The organism is Pseudomonas paraveronii (assembly GCF_963681955.1).
Classification (GTDB): Bacteria; Pseudomonadota; Gammaproteobacteria; order Pseudomonadales; family Pseudomonadaceae; genus Aquipseudomonas; species Aquipseudomonas paraveronii.
The window spans coordinates 5,011,230-5,030,168 of the sequence record NZ_OY817130.1; the positions used below are offsets into that span (position 1 = coordinate 5,011,230).

The following is an 18,939-nucleotide window of genomic DNA, read 5'->3' on the forward strand; positions in this document are numbered from 1 at the left end:
TCAGTCACCCGATGTAGTGACTGTCACTCTGCAATCGGGGGCAAGCCCCCTCCCACATTTGGGCCGGGTTACTTTTTCAGGCCCAGCTTCTTCAGCTCTTCATCGCGCAACTCTCGACGCAGGATCTTACCCACGTTGGTGATCGGCAAGACATCACGGAATTCAACGGCCTTGGGCACCTTGTAGCCGGTGACGTTAGCGCGCATATGCTCCATCACCTGGTCCTTGGTCAGGGTGGCACCTGGCTTGACCACGATGAAGATCTTGATGTGCTCCCCGGACTTCTCGTCCGGCACACCGATGGCAGCGCATTGCAGCACGCCCGGCAGCGTCGCCAGCACATCTTCCAGTTCGTTGGGGTAGACGTTGAAACCGGAGACCAGAATCATGTCTTTCTTGCGGTCGACAATGCGCATGTAGCCATCCGGCTGGATGATCGCAATGTCACCGGTCTTCAACCAACCTTCGCTGTCGAGGATCTCGGCAGTGGCATCTTCGCGCTGCCAATAGCCCTTCATGACCTGCGGGCCTTTGACGCACAGCTCGCCGACCTCGCCCAGGCCCAGCTCGACGCCGTCGTCGGTGATGACTTTGCACAAGGTCGACGGCACCGGAATGCCGATGGTGCCGATCTGGATCTTCTGGATCGGGTTGACCGTCGCCACCGGGCTGGTCTCAGTCATGCCGTAGCCTTCGCAGATGTCGCAGCCGGTCACGGCTTTCCAGCGCTCGGCCGCCGCCAGTTGCAGGGCCATGCCGCCCGACAGGGTGACTTTCAACCCAGAAAAGTCCAGCTTGCGGAAGCCTTCGTTGTTGCACAGCGCGACGAACAGCGTGTTCAGGCCGACAAAACCGCTGAACTTCCACTTCGACAGTTCCTTGACCATCGCCGGCAGGTCACGCGGGTTGCTGATCAGGATGTTGTGGTTGCCGATCAGCATCATCGCCATGCAATGGAAGGTGAACGCATAGATGTGGTACAGCGGCAGCGGGGTGATCAGGATCTCGCAGCCTTCGTTGAGGTTGGAGCCCATCAGCGCCTTGCACTGCAGCATGTTGGCCACCAGGTTACGGTGGGTCAGCATCGCCCCCTTGGCCACGCCGGTGGTGCCGCCGGTGTATTGCAGCACCGCCACGTCGCTGCTGGCCGGGCTGACGTCATTGACCGGTTGGCCGTGCCCCTTGGCCAGCACGTCGTTGAACTTGATCGACTTGGGCAAGTGATAGGCCGGGACCATTTTCTTCACGTACTTGATGACGCTGTTGATCAGCAGGCGCTTGAGCGGCGGCAGCAGGTCGGCGACTTCGGTGACGATCACGTGTTTGACGGCGGTCTTGGGCACGACTTTTTCAGCCAGGTGCGCCATGTTGGCCAGGCAGACCAGAGCCTTGGCCCCGGAGTCATTGAATTGGTGTTCCATTTCCCGCGCGGTGTACAGCGGGTTGGTGTTGACCACGATCAGGCCGGCACGGATGGCGCCGAACACAGCGACCGGGTATTGCAGGACGTTGGGCAGTTGCACGGCGATTCGATCGCCGGGCTTCAAATCGGTATGCTGTTGCAGGTACGCAGCGAAAGCGCCGGACAATTCGTACAACTCACCGTAGGTGATTGTCTTGCCCAGGTTGCTGAAAGCCGGTTTGTTGGCGAAGCGCTGGCAGGACTGTTTCAGTACCGCCTGAATATTTGGATACTCGTCTGGATTGATGTCTGCAGCAATCCCGGCGGGGTACTTATCCTTCCAAAAGTCTACGTTCATGGAAGCCCACTCCTCAGCGACGCGAATTCATCATCGCATTTGATGCGATTATTATTGGTGTGTGTTTTTTAGGTGAGTCTGGCGCGTTTAAGCAGGCCGAGAGGTCACAAAGCGCGCCGAGAGTAGCAGCTTTGCCAAGGGCCGACTAGAGCCAAAAGAGGCCCCTACAGTCATAAACATGACTCATGAATAACCAATAGTCATTTTTAGAGCAAAAATTCTATACGCTTGAAAATGGCTCTAGAACAGGGCTTAACGAGATAAACGCAGACAAATGTGGGAGGGAGCTTGCTCCCGATGGCGGTAAATCAGCCAACACATTTGGTGACTGATTCACTGCCATCGGGAGCAAGCCCCCTCCCACATTGTTGACTGCCTTTCAAATCAGGCGATGTCGCGCAACTCGCGCCGCAGGATCTTGCCCACCGGCGTCATCGGCAACGACTCACGCAACACGATGTGCTTGGGCACTTTGTACGCCGTGAAGTTGGTCTTGCAGTAGCTCTTCAACTCCTCAAGGCTCACGCCTTCGGCACGCGCCACCACAAACAGCTTCACCGCCTCCCCCGTGCGCTCATCCGGTACGCCGATCACTGCGCAGTTGGCCACCGCAGGGTGAGCCATCACCACGTCTTCAATCTCGTTGGGGTACACATTGAAACCCGAGACGATGATCAGGTCCTTCTTGCGATCCACGATGCGTATAAATCCATCCTCGTCGATCACGGCAATATCGCCAGTCTTGAGCCACCCCTCGGCGTCCAGCGCCTCGGCGGTGGCGGCCGGTTGCTGCCAGTAGCCCTTCATCACCTGCGGGCCCTTGATGCACAGCTCGCCGCGCTCGCCCAGGGGCAACTCGACGCCGTCGTCATCGATCACCTTCATCGCCGTGCCCGGCACAGGGATGCCCACGGTGCCCAGGCGTGACTTGTTGCCATACGGGTTGGTGCTGGCCACCGGCGACGTTTCCGTCAGGCCATACCCTTCGCCAATCGCACAGCCGGTGAGCTGCTCCCAACGTTCGGCGGTGGCCTTGATCAGCGCCGTGCCACCGGAGTTGGTGAGTTTGAGATGGGAGAAGTCCAGGCTCTTGAAGTCGGGATGGTCCATCAACGCCACAAACAACGTGTTGAGCCCGAGCAAGCCGGTGAAGCGCCAGTTTTTCAGTTCCTTGATAAAGCCCGCGATATCCCGCGGGTTGGTGATCAACACGTTGTGGTTGCCGGAGACCATCATGCACATGCAATTCGCGGTGAATGCATAGATGTGGTAAAGCGGCAGCGGCGCGATCATCACTTCCTGGCCCTCCTTGATCAGCGGGTGGCCATCCTCGCCGGTCTGCGACATGCAGGCGCGCACCTGCTGCATGTTCGCCACCAGATTGCCGTGAGTGAGCATCGCGCCTTTGGCCAAGCCGGTGGTGCCGCCGGTGTATTGCAGCACGGCGATGTCATCGAGAGTCACCGGATGGCGCGTCACGCCCTGCCCTGCGCCCATGCGCAAGGCGCGCTTGAACGACACCGCACGCGGCAAGTGATAGGCCGGGACCATCTTCTTCACTTTGTCGACAAGAGTGTTGACCAGCCAGCCCTTGGCTGCCGGCATGAAGTCGCCCATCTTCGCTTCGATCAGGTAGTCGATCTCGGTGTCGGTGCAGACTTCCTGCACCCGTGAACCGAACAGGTTGAGGTAGACCAGGGCACGAATTCCGGCGTCCTTGAACTGGTGTCGCATCTCCCGCGGGGTGTACAGCGGGTTGGTGTTGACCACGATCAGCCCCGCGCGCAACGCACCGAACACGGCAATCGGGTAATGCAGCACGTTGGGCATCTGTACCGCGATGCGATCGCCCGGCTTGAGGTCGGTGTGCTGCTGCAGGTAACCGGCGAACGCCGCACTCTGGCGCTCAAGCTCGGCGTAGGTCAGGGTGACGCCCATGCTGCTGAACGCCGGACGGTCGGCAAAGGCCTTGCAGGAACGCTCGAAGACTTCGATCACTGACGTGTAGGCGCTCAGATCGATCTCGTTGGGAACGCCCGCCGCGCGTTTGTCATTCCAGAAATCAGGTTGCATTATTCTTGTCCTCTTACCTGAATGTGCCCAGCCGCTTTTCTGCTGCTATAAAAAGCGGAGCTTCGGGGACGTTAGCAGCTATGGCCAAACAGGCAAATACAGGAAAGAGCGTCATTAATTGCGTGAATCTTCCTACAAGGGTCTGTACTGATCAGACGGCTGTCCGAGGATGAGCTATACACTGCAACGACCCTGAGTAAAGGAAGCGCCATGAACCACACCACTTTCTGGCTGACCGCGAATGACCACAGCCGCCTGTACGTCAATCAATGGCTGCCGGAAGCGCCGCCGAAGGCGTTGATCATGGTGTCTCATGGCATGGCCGAGCACGGCGGACGCTATGTGCGCCTGGCCGAAGCGTTGTGCGGGACGGGCTACGGTGTGTTTGCCCTGGACCAGCGTGGTCATGGCCGCACCGCCGACGAGGGCACCCTGGGCCTGTTCGCCGAGCAGGACGGTTGGAACAAGGTGGTGGGCGACCTGGCCAGCCTCAACCAGCACATCGGCCAGCAGTTGCCGGGAGTGCCGATCATTTTGCTGGGCCACAGCATGGGCAGCTATATCGCCCAGGCCTACCTGCTGCACCACAGTGCCAGCCTGCATGGGGCGGTTCTCAGCGGTTCGAATTTCCAGCCGGTGGCGCTGTACCGCGCCGCGCGGCTGATCGCCCGTGCCGAACGCCTGCGCCAGGGCTTGCGCGGCCGCAGTGCGCTGATTGAGTGCCTGTCGTTCGGCTCGTTCAACCAAGCGTTCAAGCCCAACCGCACGGCTTTCGACTGGCTCAGCCGTGACCCGGATGAAGTCGACCGCTACCTCCACGATCCGCTCTGCGGGTTCCGCTGCACCAACCAACTGTGGTTCGACCTGCTGGGCGGCTTGCAGCAAATCAGCAAAGCGTCCAATCTCGCGCAGATCGATCCGGGCTTGCCCATCCTGGTGATCGGCGGCGAATGTGATCCGGTGAGTGAAGGCAAGCGTCTCAAAAGCCTGGCCCATGCCCTGCGTGAGGCCGGCTGCCAGAACCTGCAACTGAATATCTACCCGCAGGCGCGTCACGAAGTGTTCAACGAAACCAACCGCGACGAAGTCACCGCGGATGTGCTGACGTGGCTCGACCAGGCCCTGACCTTGCGCAGGCCGGCTCGCTGCGAATAATTTTTCGTTTAAAATCAGCCAATTAAATTATCGATTAGCCACAGGATGCACCTTTAGATGACCCAGGTAACCAACACCCCTTACGAAGCCCTCGAAGTCGGCCAGACCGCCAGCTACAGCAAGACCGTCGAAGAGCGCGATATCCAGTTGTTCGCCGCCATGTCCGGCGACCACAACCCCCTGCACCTGGATGCCGAATTTGCCAAGGCGACCATGTTCAAGGAGCGAATTGCCCACGGCATGTTCAGCGGCGCCCTGATCAGTGCGGCCGTTGCCTGTGAGCTGCCTGGGCCGGGCACAATCTATATCGGCCAGCAGATGAGCTTCCAGAAGCCGGTGAAAATCGGCGACACCCTGACCGTGCGTCTGGAAATTCTCGAGAAGCTGCCGAAGTTCCGCGTGCGTATCGCCACCCGCGTGTTCAACCAGCGCGATGAACTGGTGGTGGATGGCGAGGCGGAGATCCTCGCGCCACGCAAGCAACTGGTCGTGACGTTGACCGAGCTGCCGGCCATCACCATCGGCTGATCAGCCCCCATAAAAAATCCCCGCATCGGCGGGGATTTTTTATTCAGCGACGACTCACGACTGAGCGCGAGCCTGGTTACGCAGGGCTTTCACTTGATCGTGATTGCGTTGCACGCCGTGGTACTGACGCTCAACCAGGTCACGGATACCCAGCAGGTTGTGCTTGTCGATCTTCTCGATCGCTTCTTTGTAAGCCTTGAGTGCGTGGTCTTCACCGCGCTCGGCTTCGTTCAATACGGCCTCTTCGTCTTTGCCAGTCACCATCGACTTCACATCGACCCAGCCACGGTGCAGGGCGCCGGCAACGCTGCCGGAATTTTCCGGGTCGCCGCCCAGGGCACGCACGGCGGTTTTCAGCTCGGCCGCAGCGGTGGTGCAGTCTGCGGAGCGCTTGGCAAACAGCGCTTTGAGTTCTGGATGCTTGATGTCGTCAGCGCACGCTTTAAAACCTTTTTGACCGTCGATGCTGGTTTCGATCAGGTCGTTCAGTACCGAGATGGACTCTTTATTGATATCAGTCATTTTTCAGTTCCTTATGCCGGTTGAGAAAGGTTGTCTGAATGGTTGCAGCGCCCGTGCCAGGTTTTAAAAAACGACTTTCTTTTTTAATTTCAACATCTTAAAAATATATGAAGGTTCTGTATGTGCGTTATTTGCATGATCTGTCATTTGGCCTTCATGCAGAATGCCTGTATTTTCGAAGACCTCGATGCAAACGCCTGAGCCGTCATGAATCCCGAAAAACTCGAACTGCTGATTACCCGCGAAATGCCCTTCGGCAAGTACAAGGGACGGATCATCGCCGACCTGCCTGGCCCCTACCTGAACTGGTTCGCCCGTGAAGGTTTCCCCCACGGCGAGCTGGGCGGGTTGCTGGCATTGATGCAGGAAATTGACCACAACGGCCTGTCCGAACTGCTGGAACCGCTGCGCGCCAAGCACGGCAAACCCGCGCCTCGCCATTAGGAACCCACGCCATGCCATGGAATGCAGCCAACGAACCCCACTGGCAGGCCATCGCCGAGCACTATGAGCTGGAGCCGGGCCCGATCAACCTGGAAAATGGCTACTTCGGGCGCATGAGCCGCGCGGTACAGGCGCAGTACCTTGAGCACGTCGCGTTTATCAACCGCAGTAACGCGGTGCATGTGCGTCAGCGTTTCGAGCAAGGCGAAAACGTCGAGATCCGCCGCCAACTGGCCGAGCTGATCGACGCCGACCCCGAGTCGGTCGCCTTCACCCGCAACGCCACCGAAGCCTTGCAGTCGCTGATCCGCAACTACAACCGCCTGCAGCCGGGCGACCAAGTGCTGATCAGCGACCTGGAGTACGACACGGTCAAGGGCGCCATGCGCTGGTTGGCCAGCTACAGGGGAGTGGAAGTGATCGAAATCTCCCACACCCACCCGGCCAGTTTCGACAGTTTGCTGCAAAGCTATCGCGATGCCTTCATCCAATACCCCCGCCTGAAACTGATGGCGTTGACCTACGTGACCCACCGCACCGGCCTGGTCATGCCGGTCGAGGCCATTGCCAAAACGGCGCGCGAACACGCTGTCGATGTGATCCTCGACGGCGCCCACGCCCTCGGCCAGATCGAGTTCAACCTCGCCGAGCTGGGTATCGCCTTCGCCGGCTTCAACCTGCACAAATGGATCGGCGCGCCGCTGACTCTAGGCTTTCTTTACATAGCCACCGAACGCCTGGCAGACATCGACCCGGACATGGGTGAGTTCCACTACCCCGCCACCGACGTGCGCGCCCGCACGCCGTACAGCACGCCGAACTTCCCGGCGCTGATGACCTTGCCGCGGGTATTTGAAGAACACCGCGCATTGGGCGGTGCGGCGGCCAAAGGCGCACGCGTGAATTACCTGCGGGATCTGTGGGTGCGCCAGGTGCGGCCATTACCGGGAATTGAAGTGCTGACCTCGGATGACCCGCGATTGTATTGCGGGATCACGGCGTTCACGTTCATCGGGCGCGATCAGCAAGTGATGGCAGACCGCCTGCTCAGGGACTACAACCTGTTCACCACCACTCGAGTGGGCGCGTCGTTTGGCACCTGTATCCGGGTGACGCCGGGCTTGGTGACGTCCGCGGCGGACATCGATTTACTGGTCAGCGCCATCACCGCACTGAGCGCGGACTAAAAATGTGGGAGGGGGCTTGCCCCCGATAGCAGAGTGTCAGTCAGCGAAAAAATTGGCTGATAGACCGCTATCGGGGGCAAGCCCCCTCTCACATTTGGATGTGTGTTGGGTTCAAGGTTTTGCGCAGGCAAAAAAAGCGCCACGCCGGCCAAGCCGCACCGTAAAGTATCCGGATGACGCGGGGGTGGGTGACATCAACCGCAGACATCCACGCACAGATCAAAGCCATCACCGCACTGAGTGCGGACTAAAAATGTGGGAGGGGGCTTGCCCCCGATAGCAGAGTGTCAGTCAGCGAAAATATTGGCTGATAGACCGCTATCGGGGGCAAGCCCCCTGCCACATTTGGATGTGTGTTGGGTTCAAGGTTTTGCGCAGGCAAAAAAAAGCGGCACACCGACCAAGTGCACCGCAAAAAATGCCGTTAAGCACAGCAACAACGATTCGATAAATCAGCTCAGTCCAGCAGTGCCAGCGCCTCAGCGGTGACTTCCTGGATACGTGCCCAGTCGCCGTTCTTGACCCACTCGGGGTCGAGCATCCAGCTACCGCCCACGCACATCACGTTTTTCAACGCCATGTAGCTCTTGATATTGGCCGGGCTAACGCCGCCGGTCGGGCAGAATTTCACTTCGCCAAACGGGCCGCCCAGGGCTTTGATGGCTGCGACGCCACCACTGACTTCCGCCGGGAACAGCTTGAAGCGGCGATAACCCAGGCCATAGCCTTCCATGATCCCGGAGGCGTTGCTGATACCCGGCAGCAGCGGGATCGGGCTGTGTACCGAGGCTTCAAGCAGGTCGCGGGTAATGCCGGGGGTGACGATAAATTGCGAGCCGGCAACGGTGGCCGCTTCGAGCATATGGCGATCAAGCACGGTGCCGGCGCCGGTACACAACTCCGGACGCTGCTCGCGCAGGACCTGAATGGCCTTAAGGCCAAACTCGGAACGCAGGGTCACTTCCAATGCGGTCAAACCACCGGCTGCCAGGGCGTCGGCCAGCGGTAGGATGTCCTGTTCGCGGGCGATGGTGATCACTGGCAGTATCCGCGCCTTGGCGCAGAGACTGTCGATCAGGGCAACTTTATCCGCCATGGACACGGTCGATTGAGGGCTTTTCATCGCGGCTGATCCTTGGCTCATGGGCACCAGTAAATCTCTAAAGTAGGTTGCAAAAACGCGCGAATCGGCATGGCAGCAACGTCGTCACTGGCCAGCGCGGCGCTCAAGGTGGTCAATTTCGAACTGCCGGAGATCGACAGTACGGTGTAGTTCGCCGTGGCCAGCAGCGCGCGACTCATGGTCAGGCGCTGGCGCGGCACGGTCGGCGCCAGCATCGGCCAGCAACGGCGGGTACCGTCGGCCTGCAGGGCCTCGCTCAGGTTCGGGCTGTTGGGAAACAGCGACGCGGTGTGGCCGTCGTCGCCCATGCCCAGCACCAGCACATCAATGGCCGGCAGTTCGGCCAGCAGGCGATCGGCCTGCTCGGCGGCGTCTTCAAGATTGGCCGCGGCGGCGTACAGGCTGAGGAATTTGGCCTTGGCTGCCGGACCTTGCAACAGGTATTTCTTCAACAGGCCGGCATTGCTGTCGGCGTGTTCCACCGGCACCCAACGCTCGTCAGCCAGGCTGATGGTGACCTTGGACCAGTCCAGGCCCTGCTTGGCCAGGTTCTGGAAAAACGCCACGGGGCTGCGGCCACCGGACACCACCAGGGTCGCTTCGCCACGGGCACTGATGGCCGCGCGCAGTTGCTCGGCCACGTCATTGGCCAGGCCATCCGCCAGCAACGCGGGCGAACGGTACTCATGGGCAGTGACGCCCTGAGGCAGTTTCAATTCAGATATCGCCATACCACGACCTCCCATCCCGCGTGATCAGTGCAATGGAGCTCATCGGCCCCCAGGAACCCGCCGCATACGGCTTGGGCGCATCACCGGATTTTTTCCACCCGGCGATCAACTGGTCACACCACTTCCACGCGGCTTCGATTTCATCTTTGCGAACAAACAGGTTCTGATTGCCGCGCATCACTTCCAGCAACAACCGCTCGTAGGCATCGGGAATCCGCGCGCTGCGATAGGTGTCGGAAAAATTCAGTTGCAGTGGCCCGCTGCGCAGTTGCATGCCCTTGTCCAGGCCCTGCTCCTTGGTCATCACGCGCAAGGAAATACCTTCGTCCGGTTGCAGGCGGATGATCAGTTTGTTGCTGATCTGCAGGCGCTGCTCGGGGGCGAAGATATAGTGGGACGGTTCCTTGAAGTGGATGACGATCTGCGACAACTTTTGCGGCATGCGCTTGCCGGTGCGCAGGTAGAACGGCACGCCGGCCCAGCGCCAGTTGCGGATATCGGCACGCAGGGCGACGAAGGTTTCGGTATCGCTCTGGGTGTTGGAATTCTCTTCTTCGAGGTAACCCGGCACCGGCTTGCCGGCGCTGTAGCCAGCGATGTACTGGCCGCGTACCACTTGGGTGGTCAGGCCATCCGGGCTGATCGGCGCCAGGGCCTTGAGCACCTTGACCTTCTCGTCACGGATGCTGTCGGCGGACAGGTCGGCCGGCGGGTCCATGGCGATCAGGCAAAGCAGTTGCAGCAGGTGATTCTGGATCATGTCCCGCAGTTGCCCGGCCTTGTCGAAGTAACCCCAGCGGCCTTCGATGCCGACCTGCTCGGCCACGGTGATTTCCACGTGGGAAATGTAGTTCTGGTTCCACTGGGTCTCGAACAGGCTGTTGGCAAAACGCAGGGCGATCAGGTTCTGGACGGTTTCTTTGCCCAGGTAGTGGTCGATGCGGTACGTGCGGTTTTCCGGAAAAAACTGCGCGACGGCGTCGTTGACCTTGCGCGAAGATTCCAGGTCCGAGCCGATGGGTTTTTCCAGCACCACGCGGGTATTGTTCGCCAGGCCGACCTTGGACAGGTTTTCGCAGATTGCCCCGTACACCGCCGCAGGCGTGGCGAAGTAGGCGATCAGGCGTTGCGCGGTGCCGGCTTTTTCAGCCAGGACCACGTAGTCATCCGCATTCATGAAATCGACGTGAACATACGTCAGGCGCGCCAGGAAACGCTGGGCGATAGCCTCGTCCAGTTCCTTGCCGACGTAGTTGCGCAATTCCGTTTCAATATGCGCCAGGTGCTGTTGCTCGGAACCGGCTTCGCGGGCCAGGGCCAGGATGCGCGTGTCGTCGTGCAAGAGCCCGGCACCATCGAGTTGATAGAGGGCAGGAAATAACTTGCGCAGCGCCAGATCACCCAACGCGCCAAACAGGGCAAAGGTGCAGGGTTCTACGGTTATCGAAGGCATGATGTTTGTTCTTTTATCAAGTTAAGCTACAAATACCTTTTTTCAAGGCATCACTCAAGGAAAAATGTAGTAATAACCACAACATTTTCCCGAAATACGCATTCCGAGTGGTGGTGTTCAGCTACCCTCAGTAGGATAGGCCACCGCAAAGAGCCACTCGTCGATTGATGACCGCCCTTTATTTGCATCGTCGCCCCAAGGAAAGACTGTATGGACCGCGTGCGAAATCTTCTGGAACAGATCCGGAACCGCCTCGAAGAATTGAACAAGGCCGAGAAAAAAGTCGCCGAGGTCATCCTGCTCAACCCGCAGCAGGCGACCCGCTTCTCGATCGCAGCCCTCGCCCAAGCCGCCTCGGTCAGTGAACCGACGGTCAACCGCTTCTGCCGTTCGTTTGGTGTCAGCGGTTACCCTGAACTCAAATTGCAACTGGCGCAAAGCCTGGCCAGCGGTGCGGCGTATGTCAGTCGCGCAGTGGAGGCCGATGATAACCCCGAGGCCTACACCCAGAAGATCTTCGGCAGCGCCATTGCCTCTCTGGACAGCGCCTGCCAGGCCCTCGACCCGAACCTGATCAGCAAGGCCGTGGACCTGTTGATCCAGGCGCGCCAGATCCACTTCTTCGGCCTCGGCGCGTCAGCACCGGTGGCCATGGATGCGCTGCACAAGTTTTTCCGCTTCAACCTGTCGGTGACCGCCCATGCCGACGTGCTGATGCAACGCATGATTGCTTCGGTGGCGCACACCGGCGAGCTGTTCGTGATCATCTCCTACACCGGGCGTACCCGCGAGCTGGTGGAAGTGGCGCGTATCGCCCGGGAAAACGGCGCATCGGTGCTGGGCGTGACCGCCGAGAACTCGCCGCTGGCCAAGGTCAGCACCGTGAGCCTGAACATTCCGCTGCCGGAAGACACCGACATTTATATGCCGATGACCTCGCGGATCATCCAACTGACGGTGCTGGATGTACTGGCAACCGGCATGACCTTGCGCCGTGGCGTGGACTTCCAGCCGCATCTGCGCAAGATCAAAGAGAGCTTGAATGACAGCCGGTATCCGGTTGGAGATGAGTTCAACTGAGGCAGACAATGCCTCCAGCAGTCCCGGCCTTTTCGCGAGCAAGCCCGCTCCCACATTTTGACGAGTCCTACCTTGGAATGCGGTTCAAATGTGGGAGCAGGCTTGCTCGCGAAGACGCTATCAGCAACAGCGCTAAACCCCAGCCCTGGCCTGCAAACTCAAATGCGCCCGCTCTCCCGGCGCCAGGCTGGCCCCGGCCATTGCCGACTCCACGCACACAAACCCCGAGGCCTCATTAAAACTGACGCCCAACAGCGGCCGACTGCCCGGGTGCCACACCACGGTGTCGGCGCTGTCGCCGGTGTCGATGCACAATTCGCGCTGCCAGGCGTGGTCCTTGAGCTGTAACTCGCCCTCATGCTGGAACACCCGCTGACACCCGCCCTCCACGCGCAGTTCGCCTTCCTGCTGGCAAGCCTGGCGATTGAGCTGGTCATACCCTTGCGCCCCGTCGAGCCCAGACAGCGCTATCTCACCGACATTGCCAATACGCCAGTAAGCGTGCAAAGCATGGCTCAGTTGGCACGGCAGCTCATCCTGATGCTCGGTACTCAAGCGCAGTTCCAGGGTTTCGCCCAGGTGCGCGTGCAAGTCCACCTGCCAGTCGCACAACTGCAACTGCCAGTGCAGGCGCACGCCGTCGTCGTCGGTGCTGCTGTCGAGCAGTTTCCAGTCGATCAGCCGCGCCCAACCATGGGACGGCCACGCATTTTCGCTGGGATGCCGGCCATACCACGGCCAGCACACCGGCACGCCGCCACGAATAGCGCCGACTTGCGGCCACTTGGCCGCGCACCACAACCAGGGTTTCTGCCCACGGGGCTGAAAATGCAGCAATTGCGCGCCCTGCCGGCTGAATACCGCCTGGCACAGCGGATGGTCGATCACCAACACGTCACGCACCTGGAAGCGCTCCCAGGCGAATACCGGACGCTCGCGCAGGGATTTGAAAAAGCGTTGCAGTGGATGCTCATGCATGTGCCACGGTCCTGAATATCTTCACAGTGCAACCCAAAAAAAAGCGGATAGCCATGGCTATCCGCAAAATGCGCACAGAGAGAAAGAGCTTATCGCAACCGCGTTAGAACACCGACTGAATTTTCAGACCGGCCACCAAGGCGTTGTCGACTTTATCCACGCCGCCCGGATGAGTGACGTATTGCAGGTTGGGACGCACGGTCAGCCAGTTGGTGACGTGGAAGCCGTAGTTGATTTCGTAGTTGTATTCGGTGCTGCGCAGTGGCGCGTAACCGGCTTGGCTGTAATCGGTGAAACCGCCAGCCTCGTTCGCCAACTCAGCGTTTTTGCGCACGTCATCGTTAACGTGCAGACGAGCGGCACCGATCCCCACATCGTCTTTTGGACGCGCGTCGAAAGGCCCTTTGTACACCAACATAATCGACTGGTAGTTATCGACGGTGTTGGTGTCCTTGTCGTGGAACGTGGCGTTGGCCGCGATGTTCAGGCCGCGGGAAGCGTCGCCGTTATGGGTAGTGAGTTGCTGCTGCGCAACGAACCAGTAGCCTTTTTTGCTGCTGTGGGTGCGGTAGGCTTTGCCAGTGGTGGCCGCATCGTTACCGTCGACGTCTTCACGTACATCGGCAGCATCGGCGGCGCTTTTGTAGTAACCCACACGGTATTCGCCCGGCAGGTTATTGACCTTCGGCGACCAGACCAATTCCACCGGGATCACGGTGCCCTTGGTGCCACTGCCGCTGAGTTTGAAGCCGTTACCGTGCTCCAACTGCGACGGGTTCTGATTGTATGCACCGATCTGCGCATACAGCTCAGGCGTGATGTTGTACTTCACGCGGATAGCGGCCTGGGCGACCGGCCAGTTGTACCAGGTGTTCACATAGTTACCGACCTGGGAGCCGCAGAACGACAGGTTCTGGAAGTCGCACGGGAAGGTGTTGAAGTCTTCGCCTTCACCGAAGTAACCGAGCTTCACGTCCAGCTTGTTGTCGAACATCTGGTGCTGAATCCAGAACTGGGTCAGACGCACCATGTGGCCGCGACCGTACACTTCTTGAGATGAGCTCAAGGTGCCGGCACGCGGATCACCGACACGGTCGTTGGAGATGTTCTGGCCATTACGGTTGGTCAACTGGATCTTGGCCTGGGTGTTATCCCAGCCCCACAGTTTTTGCAGGTCCAGTGCCACGCCCAGACCGAACTGGTCAGCGTAACGCCCTGTTTTGTCGTTGTTGTAGCCGCCGTGCGCGTTGTAGCCGGCTTCCCCAACGTAGTCGGCCTTGATGTCGATACCTTGCTCGATCAGCTTGGTCCGCTCGCCGCCCCAATCGCCGGTCATCCACTTGGAGTCGGCGCTGAACGCATCGGCCGCCATCGCATTGGCGGACAAGACCAGGGCTGCCGCTGCTGACAATTGGCAGATCAACCGAGTGTTGTTGTGTTGCTTTTTCATCCCTACATCCTCGTCTTTATTGTTATTAAACTGTTTTTATCTAACGCGGTTCATTTTTTCTTTCAAAAACAACAACTTATCTTTTTATCGACCCTTGAACTGGGCCACGTTGTCGGCACGATCCTGGGCGGGCAAAGACGCGGCAGTGCCCAGGCGCTCGCCGGTATTGGCGTCGAACAGCAGCACTTTGGCCGGATCGAATTGCAGGGTCAGGGTCTCGCCCACCTGCGGTGCCACATCGGGCGCCAGGCGGCAGCAGACCTTGGTGTCATTGAGCTGCACGAACACCAGGGTGTCCGGACCGGTCGGCTCGGTGACCTGGACTTCGGCACGAATGCTCGACGAACCGTTGCCCTCACCCGCCGCCAGCACGATTTGCTCCGGGCGCAGGCCGAGGATCACGTCACGGTCTTCAAGGCCAGCAGTGCTCATGCTCAGCGGCAGCTCGCAACGGGCCTGGCCGCTGTCGAGCAGGGCCACCAGGCGGCCATCCTTGCGTTGCAGGCGCAGGGGGATGAAGTTCATCGGCGGCGAACCGATAAAGCTCGCCACAAACAGGTTGGCCGGGTCGTTGTAGATCTCTTTCGGTGTGCCGAACTGTTGGATGATGCCGTCCTTCATCACGGCCACTTTGTCACCCAGGGTCATCGCTTCGATCTGGTCGTGGGTGACGTAGACGGTGGTGGTTTTCAGACGCTGGTGCATCAGTTTCATTTCGGTACGCATCTCGACGCGCAGCTTGGCGTCGAGGTTGGACAGCGGTTCGTCGAACAGATAGATCTTCGGCCGACGCGCCAGGGCGCGGCCCATGGCCACCCGCTGTTGCTGACCGCCGGAGAGTTGGCCCGGCTTACGGTTGAGCAAGTGTTCGATCTGCAACAGCTTGGCCACCCGCGCCACTTCGGCGTCGATATCGGCCTGCGGCATCTTGCGAATCTTCAGGCCGAACTCGATGTTTTCACGCACGCTCATGGTCGGGTACAGCGCGTAGGACTGGAACACCATGGCGATGTCGCGATCCTTGGGGCTCATGCCGCTGACGTCCTGGTCGCCGATCATGATCGCGCCGCCGGTGATGGTCTCAAGGCCCGCGATGCAGTTCATCAGCGTGGACTTGCCGCACCCCGACGGGCCGACCAGGATCAGGAACTCGCCTTCCTTGATCGACAGTTCGATGTTCTTCAAGGTGTCGGGCAGGCCGGCGCCATAGGTCTTGTTTACATTGCGAAGTTCAAGCGTAGCCATGATTACCCCTTGACCGCGCCGGCCGTGAGGCCGCGCACGAAATACTTGCCTGCGATCACATAGACCAGCAGGGTCGGCAGCCCGGCGATCATCGCCGCCGCCATATCCACGTTATATTCCTTGGCCCCGGTGCTGGTGTTGACCAGGTTGTTCAGCGCCACCGTGATGGGCTGCGAGTCGCCGCTGGAGAACACCACGCCAAACAGGAAGTCGTTCCAGATCTGGGTGAACTGCCAGATCAGGCAGACCATGATGATCGGGGTCGACATCGGCAGGATGATCAGACGGAAGATGGTGAAAAAACCTGCACCGTCCAGGCGCGCCGCTTTGATCAGCGCATCCGGAATGCTCACGTAGTAGTTACGGAAAAACAGCGTTGTGAACGCCAGGCCGTAGACCACATGGATAAACACCAGGCCGGTGGTGGTGCTCGCCAGGCCCATCTTGCCGAGGGTGAACGACGCGGGCAGCAGCACGGTCTGGAACGGCAGGAAGCAGCCGAACAGCAACAGGCCGAAGAACAACTGCGAACCACGGAAGCGCCAGAACGACAGCACATAGCCGTTCAACGCGCCGATGGCGGTGGAAATCAGCACGGCCGGCACGGTGATCTTGATCGAGTTCCAGAAGTAGCCATCCACCGTGGCCCAGGCCTTGACCCAGCCGATGCCGGTGACCACAGTCGGCCAGCTCAACAGGTTGCCGGTGCTGATGTCTTCCGGGGTCTTGAAGCTGGTGAGCAACATCACCACCAGCGGCACCAGGTACAGCAGCACCGCGAAGATCAGCACCGCGTAGATCGCGATGCGGCTCAGGCTGATGGCAGGTTTTGCGGCAAGACTAGTCATTACGCTTGGTCCTCAGCTCGGAGTACAGGTACGGCACGATGATCGCGAGGATCGCACCGAGCATCAGGATTGCACTGGCCGAGCCCATGCCCATCTGGCCACGGCTGAAAGTGAACGAGTACATGAACATCGCCGGCAGGTCGGACGAGTAGCCCGGGCCGCCAGCGGTCATCGCCGCCACCAGGTCGAAGCTCTTGATCGCGATGTGCGCCAGGATCATCACCGCACTGAAGAACACCGGACGCAGGCTCGGCAGCACCACGCTCCAGTAGATGCGCGGCAGGCTCGCGCCGTCGATCTGCGCGGCACGAATGATCGATTGATCCACACCCCGCAGGCCGGCCAGGAACATCGCCATGATGAAGCCGGAGGCTTGCCACACGGCAGCGATCACCAGGCAATAGACCACGCGGTCCGGGTCGATCAGCCAGTCGAGACGGAAGCCTTCCCAGCCCCAGTCCCGCAGAAGTTTGTCCAGGCCCATGCCCGGGTTGAGCAGCCATTTCCAGGCCGTACCGGTGACGATCATCGAGAGCGCCATCGGGTACAGGTAAATGGTGCGGATAAAGCCTTCGCGACGGATTTTCTGGTCGAGGAAAATCGCCAGCGTCACGCCGATCACCAAGGTGATACCGATGAACATCCCGCCGAACAGCGCCAGGTTCTTGCTCGCGACCCACCAGCGGTCGTTGTCGAACAACCGCTCGTACTGCGCAAGGCCCGCCCATTTATAGCTGGGCAGGAACGTGGACGTGGTGAACGACAGCACGAACGTCCACAGGATGTAGCCGTAGAAGCCCACCAACACGATGAACATGCTCGGCGCCAGCACCAGTTTGGGTAGCCAGCGCTGCAGTGCATCGAACGGCGAGGCTTTGCTGAACACAGCAACAGAACTCATGGGGAAATCCAATACAAGGGAAAAGGACTACAGGAACATGCCGGGCGGGGGCCAGGGCTCCCCCACCCGGTCAACCGTTACTTGGCAGACTTGATCGCAGCGCCAAGTTTCTTGGCGGTATCGGCCGGGTCGGCTTTCGGGTCGTTGATGTAGTTGGTCACGACATCAAAGAACGCGCCTTGCACGGCCAGCGTGGTGGCCATGTTGTGCGCCATGCTTGGCTGCAGGCCGCCGGTCTTGGCGTCAGCCAGGAAGTCTTTGGCCGCGGTCTGGGCGCAGGAGTCGAAACCGTAGGATTCCATTTTGTTCAGCATGTCGTTACGCACAGGGATCGAACCCTTGTTGATGCTGAACACTTTCTGGAAGTTTTCACCCAACACGACTTTGGCGATGTCCTGCTGACCGGCTGCAGTGCCTTTGTCTTTCTGCTTGAACACCGCCAGGGAGTCGATGTTGTAGGTGAAGGCTTTTTCAGTGCCCGGGAAGGCTACGCACTCGTAGTCTTTGCCGGCGACTTTCTTCGCGGCGGTCCACTCGGACTTGGCCCAGTCACCCATGATCTGCATGCCGGCCTTGCCGTTGATGACTTTGCCGGCTTCGAGGTTCCAGTCCTGGCCTTTGCCGTCGACGTCCATGTAGGTCGCGACTTTCTTCAGCTCGGTCAGCGCCTTGACCATTTGCGGGCCAGTCAGCGCGCCGTTGTCCAGGTCAACCAGGGCTTTCTTGTAGCCATCGGCGCCCATCACCGACAGAACGACCGCTTCGAACACGGTGCTGTCCTGCCACGGCTGGCCACCGTGGGCGAGCGCAATGAAGCCGGCGGCCTTGAGTTTGTCGCCGGCGGCGTAGAATTCTTCGAGGGTGGTCGGGTTCTTGGTGATACCGGCTTTCTTGAAGACTTCCGGGTTGATCCACAGCCAGTTCACGCGGTGGATGTTGACCGGTACGGCGACGTAGTCACCTTCGTACTTCACGGTGTCGGAGACTTTCTTATCGAGCAGGGAGTCCCATTTTTCTGCTTTGGCCACGTCTTTGAGGACGTCGGTGTCGAGCAAGCCGGTGGAGGCCCATTCCTGGATGTCCGGGCCTTTGATCTGGGCTACGCCGGGTGGGTTGCCGGCGACCGCGCGGCTTTTCAGCACGGTCATGGCCGTGGCGCCACCGCCACCTGCGACAGCACCGTCTTTCCAGGTGAAGCCGTCTTTTTCAACTTGGGCCTTCAGGACATCTACAGCCGCTTTTTCACCGCCCGAGGTCCACCAATGCACAACTTCAACCGTGCCTTTCGAGTCGGCGGCAAATGCACTGAGGGGAAACAACGAGGCAATGGAAATAGCGACGGCGAGGCGATTAATCGCGTTCATCTGAGTACCTTTTCTTGTTGTTATGCATGCAAGTCTAGAGCTTGCGCTGCACGGAGTTTAAACAGGGATTTTTCAAGCGCAGGTAACAAAGGGATGC

Annotated in this window: 17 protein-coding genes; 5 read left to right on the forward strand and 12 right to left on the reverse strand. The window is 59.6% G+C overall.

Annotated features, from left to right (window positions below; all coding sequences use genetic code 11):
- Positions 1-68 precede the first annotated feature (68 nt).
- Positions 69-1,760: a long-chain-fatty-acid--CoA ligase FadD1 gene (gene fadD1, locus U5A08_RS23115; protein WP_321848779.1), complete on the reverse strand. Its 1,692-nt coding sequence runs from the start codon at positions 1,758-1,760 to the stop codon at positions 69-71.
- A 384-nt stretch (positions 1,761-2,144) separates the two neighbouring features.
- Complete coding sequence (gene fadD2, locus U5A08_RS23120) at positions 2,145-3,833, reverse strand: long-chain-fatty-acid--CoA ligase FadD2 (protein ID WP_321848781.1); 1,689 nt, start codon at positions 3,831-3,833, stop codon at positions 2,145-2,147.
- Positions 3,834-4,043: 210 nt separating this feature from the next.
- Here fadD2 and U5A08_RS23125 point away from each other — a divergent pair, with 210 nt between their 5' ends.
- On the forward strand, positions 4,044-4,988 hold the full coding sequence (locus tag U5A08_RS23125; protein ID WP_253398372.1) for an alpha/beta hydrolase: 945 nt from the start codon (positions 4,044-4,046) through the stop codon (positions 4,986-4,988).
- Positions 4,989-5,045: 57 nt separating this feature from the next.
- On the forward strand, positions 5,046-5,516 hold the full coding sequence (locus tag U5A08_RS23130; protein WP_247407665.1) for a MaoC family dehydratase: 471 nt from the start codon (positions 5,046-5,048) through the stop codon (positions 5,514-5,516).
- A gap of 54 nt (positions 5,517-5,570) precedes the next feature.
- Here U5A08_RS23130 and U5A08_RS23135 read toward each other — a convergent pair whose 3' ends face one another.
- Positions 5,571-6,038 carry a ferritin-like domain-containing protein gene (locus U5A08_RS23135; RefSeq protein WP_253398374.1) on the reverse strand — a complete coding sequence of 156 codons (468 nt, stop codon included), beginning with the start codon at positions 6,036-6,038 and terminating at the stop codon, positions 5,571-5,573.
- Between the two features lie 207 nt (positions 6,039-6,245).
- Between U5A08_RS23135 and U5A08_RS23140 the strand changes: the two genes are divergently transcribed.
- Both U5A08_RS23140 and U5A08_RS23145 read left to right on the forward strand, forming a co-directional pair.
- Positions 6,246-6,482: a DUF3820 family protein gene (locus tag U5A08_RS23140; protein ID WP_003213031.1), complete on the forward strand. Its 237-nt coding sequence runs from the start codon at positions 6,246-6,248 to the stop codon at positions 6,480-6,482.
- Positions 6,483-6,493: 11 nt separating this feature from the next.
- Positions 6,494-7,669: an aminotransferase class V-fold PLP-dependent enzyme gene (locus U5A08_RS23145; RefSeq protein ID WP_321848785.1), complete on the forward strand. Its 1,176-nt coding sequence runs from the start codon at positions 6,494-6,496 to the stop codon at positions 7,667-7,669.
- A 457-nt stretch (positions 7,670-8,126) separates the two neighbouring features.
- Here the strand turns inward: U5A08_RS23145 and U5A08_RS23150 are convergent, their stop codons facing one another.
- From U5A08_RS23150 to zwf, 3 genes are read right to left on the reverse strand one after another with little or no spacing between them, the layout of a single operon-like run.
- A complete protein-coding gene (locus U5A08_RS23150; protein ID WP_253398378.1) occupies positions 8,127-8,792 on the reverse strand; it encodes a bifunctional 4-hydroxy-2-oxoglutarate aldolase/2-dehydro-3-deoxy-phosphogluconate aldolase in 666 nt (221 codons plus the stop codon).
- Positions 8,793-8,809: 17 nt separating this feature from the next.
- Positions 8,810-9,523, reverse strand: coding sequence for a 6-phosphogluconolactonase (gene pgl / locus U5A08_RS23155; protein WP_253398380.1), 714 nt, complete (start codon positions 9,521-9,523; stop codon positions 8,810-8,812).
- Entirely contained in the window at positions 9,510-10,976 is a 1,467-nt protein-coding gene (zwf, locus tag U5A08_RS23160; protein ID WP_253398382.1) for a glucose-6-phosphate dehydrogenase, read from the reverse strand. Before zwf ends, pgl begins: the two co-directional genes overlap by 14 nt.
- A gap of 219 nt (positions 10,977-11,195) precedes the next feature.
- Between zwf and U5A08_RS23165 the strand changes: the two genes are divergently transcribed.
- On the forward strand, positions 11,196-12,056 hold the full coding sequence (locus U5A08_RS23165) for a MurR/RpiR family transcriptional regulator (protein ID WP_253400433.1): 861 nt from the start codon (positions 11,196-11,198) through the stop codon (positions 12,054-12,056).
- Positions 12,057-12,188: 132 nt separating this feature from the next.
- Here the strand turns inward: U5A08_RS23165 and U5A08_RS23170 are convergent, their stop codons facing one another.
- The 6 genes from U5A08_RS23170 to U5A08_RS23195 all read right to left on the reverse strand — a co-directional run bounded on the left by U5A08_RS23170 (position 12,189) and on the right by U5A08_RS23195 (position 18,842).
- Positions 12,189-13,034 (reverse strand): D-hexose-6-phosphate mutarotase, encoded by an 846-nt coding sequence (locus U5A08_RS23170; RefSeq protein ID WP_247403274.1) that lies wholly within the window; start codon positions 13,032-13,034, stop codon positions 12,189-12,191.
- Positions 13,035-13,137: 103 nt separating this feature from the next.
- On the reverse strand, positions 13,138-14,484 hold the full coding sequence (locus U5A08_RS23175) for a carbohydrate porin (RefSeq protein ID WP_253398386.1): 1,347 nt from the start codon (positions 14,482-14,484) through the stop codon (positions 13,138-13,140).
- 84 nt (positions 14,485-14,568) lie between these two features.
- Complete coding sequence (locus U5A08_RS23180) at positions 14,569-15,729, reverse strand: ABC transporter ATP-binding protein (protein WP_253398387.1); 1,161 nt, start codon at positions 15,727-15,729, stop codon at positions 14,569-14,571.
- Between the two features lie 2 nt (positions 15,730-15,731).
- Positions 15,732-16,577 carry a carbohydrate ABC transporter permease gene (locus U5A08_RS23185; protein WP_017847184.1) on the reverse strand — a complete coding sequence of 282 codons (846 nt, stop codon included), beginning with the start codon at positions 16,575-16,577 and terminating at the stop codon, positions 15,732-15,734.
- Complete coding sequence (locus U5A08_RS23190; protein WP_003175732.1) at positions 16,570-17,478, reverse strand: carbohydrate ABC transporter permease; 909 nt, start codon at positions 17,476-17,478, stop codon at positions 16,570-16,572. The genes U5A08_RS23185 and U5A08_RS23190 overlap by 8 nt, the downstream gene beginning before the upstream one ends.
- 77 nt (positions 17,479-17,555) lie before the next feature.
- Complete coding sequence (locus U5A08_RS23195; protein ID WP_321848788.1) at positions 17,556-18,842, reverse strand: ABC transporter substrate-binding protein; 1,287 nt, start codon at positions 18,840-18,842, stop codon at positions 17,556-17,558.
- Between the last annotated feature and the right edge of the window lie 97 nt (positions 18,843-18,939).

Bases quoted from the DNA above. Each gene is read 5' to 3' on its own strand.
- zwf (WP_253398382.1), bottom strand. From the start codon at position 10,976: ATGCCTTCGATAACCGTAGAACCCTGCACCTTTGCCCTGTTTGGCGCG.
- U5A08_RS23180 (WP_253398387.1), bottom strand. From the start codon at position 15,729: ATGGCTACGCTTGAACTTCGCAATGTAAACAAGACCTATGGCGCCGGC.
- pgl (WP_253398380.1), bottom strand. From the start codon at position 9,523: ATGGCGATATCTGAATTGAAACTGCCTCAGGGCGTCACTGCCCATGAG.
- U5A08_RS23170 (WP_247403274.1), bottom strand. From the start codon at position 13,034: ATGCATGAGCATCCACTGCAACGCTTTTTCAAATCCCTGCGCGAGCGT.
- U5A08_RS23150 (WP_253398378.1), bottom strand. From the start codon at position 8,792: ATGAAAAGCCCTCAATCGACCGTGTCCATGGCGGATAAAGTTGCCCTG.
- U5A08_RS23125 (WP_253398372.1), top strand. From the start codon at position 4,044: ATGAACCACACCACTTTCTGGCTGACCGCGAATGACCACAGCCGCCTG.
- U5A08_RS23130 (WP_247407665.1), top strand. From the start codon at position 5,046: ATGACCCAGGTAACCAACACCCCTTACGAAGCCCTCGAAGTCGGCCAG.
- fadD2 (WP_321848781.1), bottom strand. From the start codon at position 3,833: ATGCAACCTGATTTCTGGAATGACAAACGCGCGGCGGGCGTTCCCAAC.
- U5A08_RS23185 (WP_017847184.1), bottom strand. From the start codon at position 16,577: ATGACTAGTCTTGCCGCAAAACCTGCCATCAGCCTGAGCCGCATCGCG.
- U5A08_RS23195 (WP_321848788.1), bottom strand. From the start codon at position 18,842: ATGAACGCGATTAATCGCCTCGCCGTCGCTATTTCCATTGCCTCGTTG.
- U5A08_RS23145 (WP_321848785.1), top strand. From the start codon at position 6,494: ATGCCATGGAATGCAGCCAACGAACCCCACTGGCAGGCCATCGCCGAG.
- fadD1 (WP_321848779.1), bottom strand. From the start codon at position 1,760: ATGAACGTAGACTTTTGGAAGGATAAGTACCCCGCCGGGATTGCTGCA.
- U5A08_RS23190 (WP_003175732.1), bottom strand. From the start codon at position 17,478: ATGAGTTCTGTTGCTGTGTTCAGCAAAGCCTCGCCGTTCGATGCACTG.
- U5A08_RS23140 (WP_003213031.1), top strand. From the start codon at position 6,246: ATGAATCCCGAAAAACTCGAACTGCTGATTACCCGCGAAATGCCCTTC.
- U5A08_RS23135 (WP_253398374.1), bottom strand. From the start codon at position 6,038: ATGACTGATATCAATAAAGAGTCCATCTCGGTACTGAACGACCTGATC.
- U5A08_RS23175 (WP_253398386.1), bottom strand. From the start codon at position 14,484: ATGAAAAAGCAACACAACAACACTCGGTTGATCTGCCAATTGTCAGCA.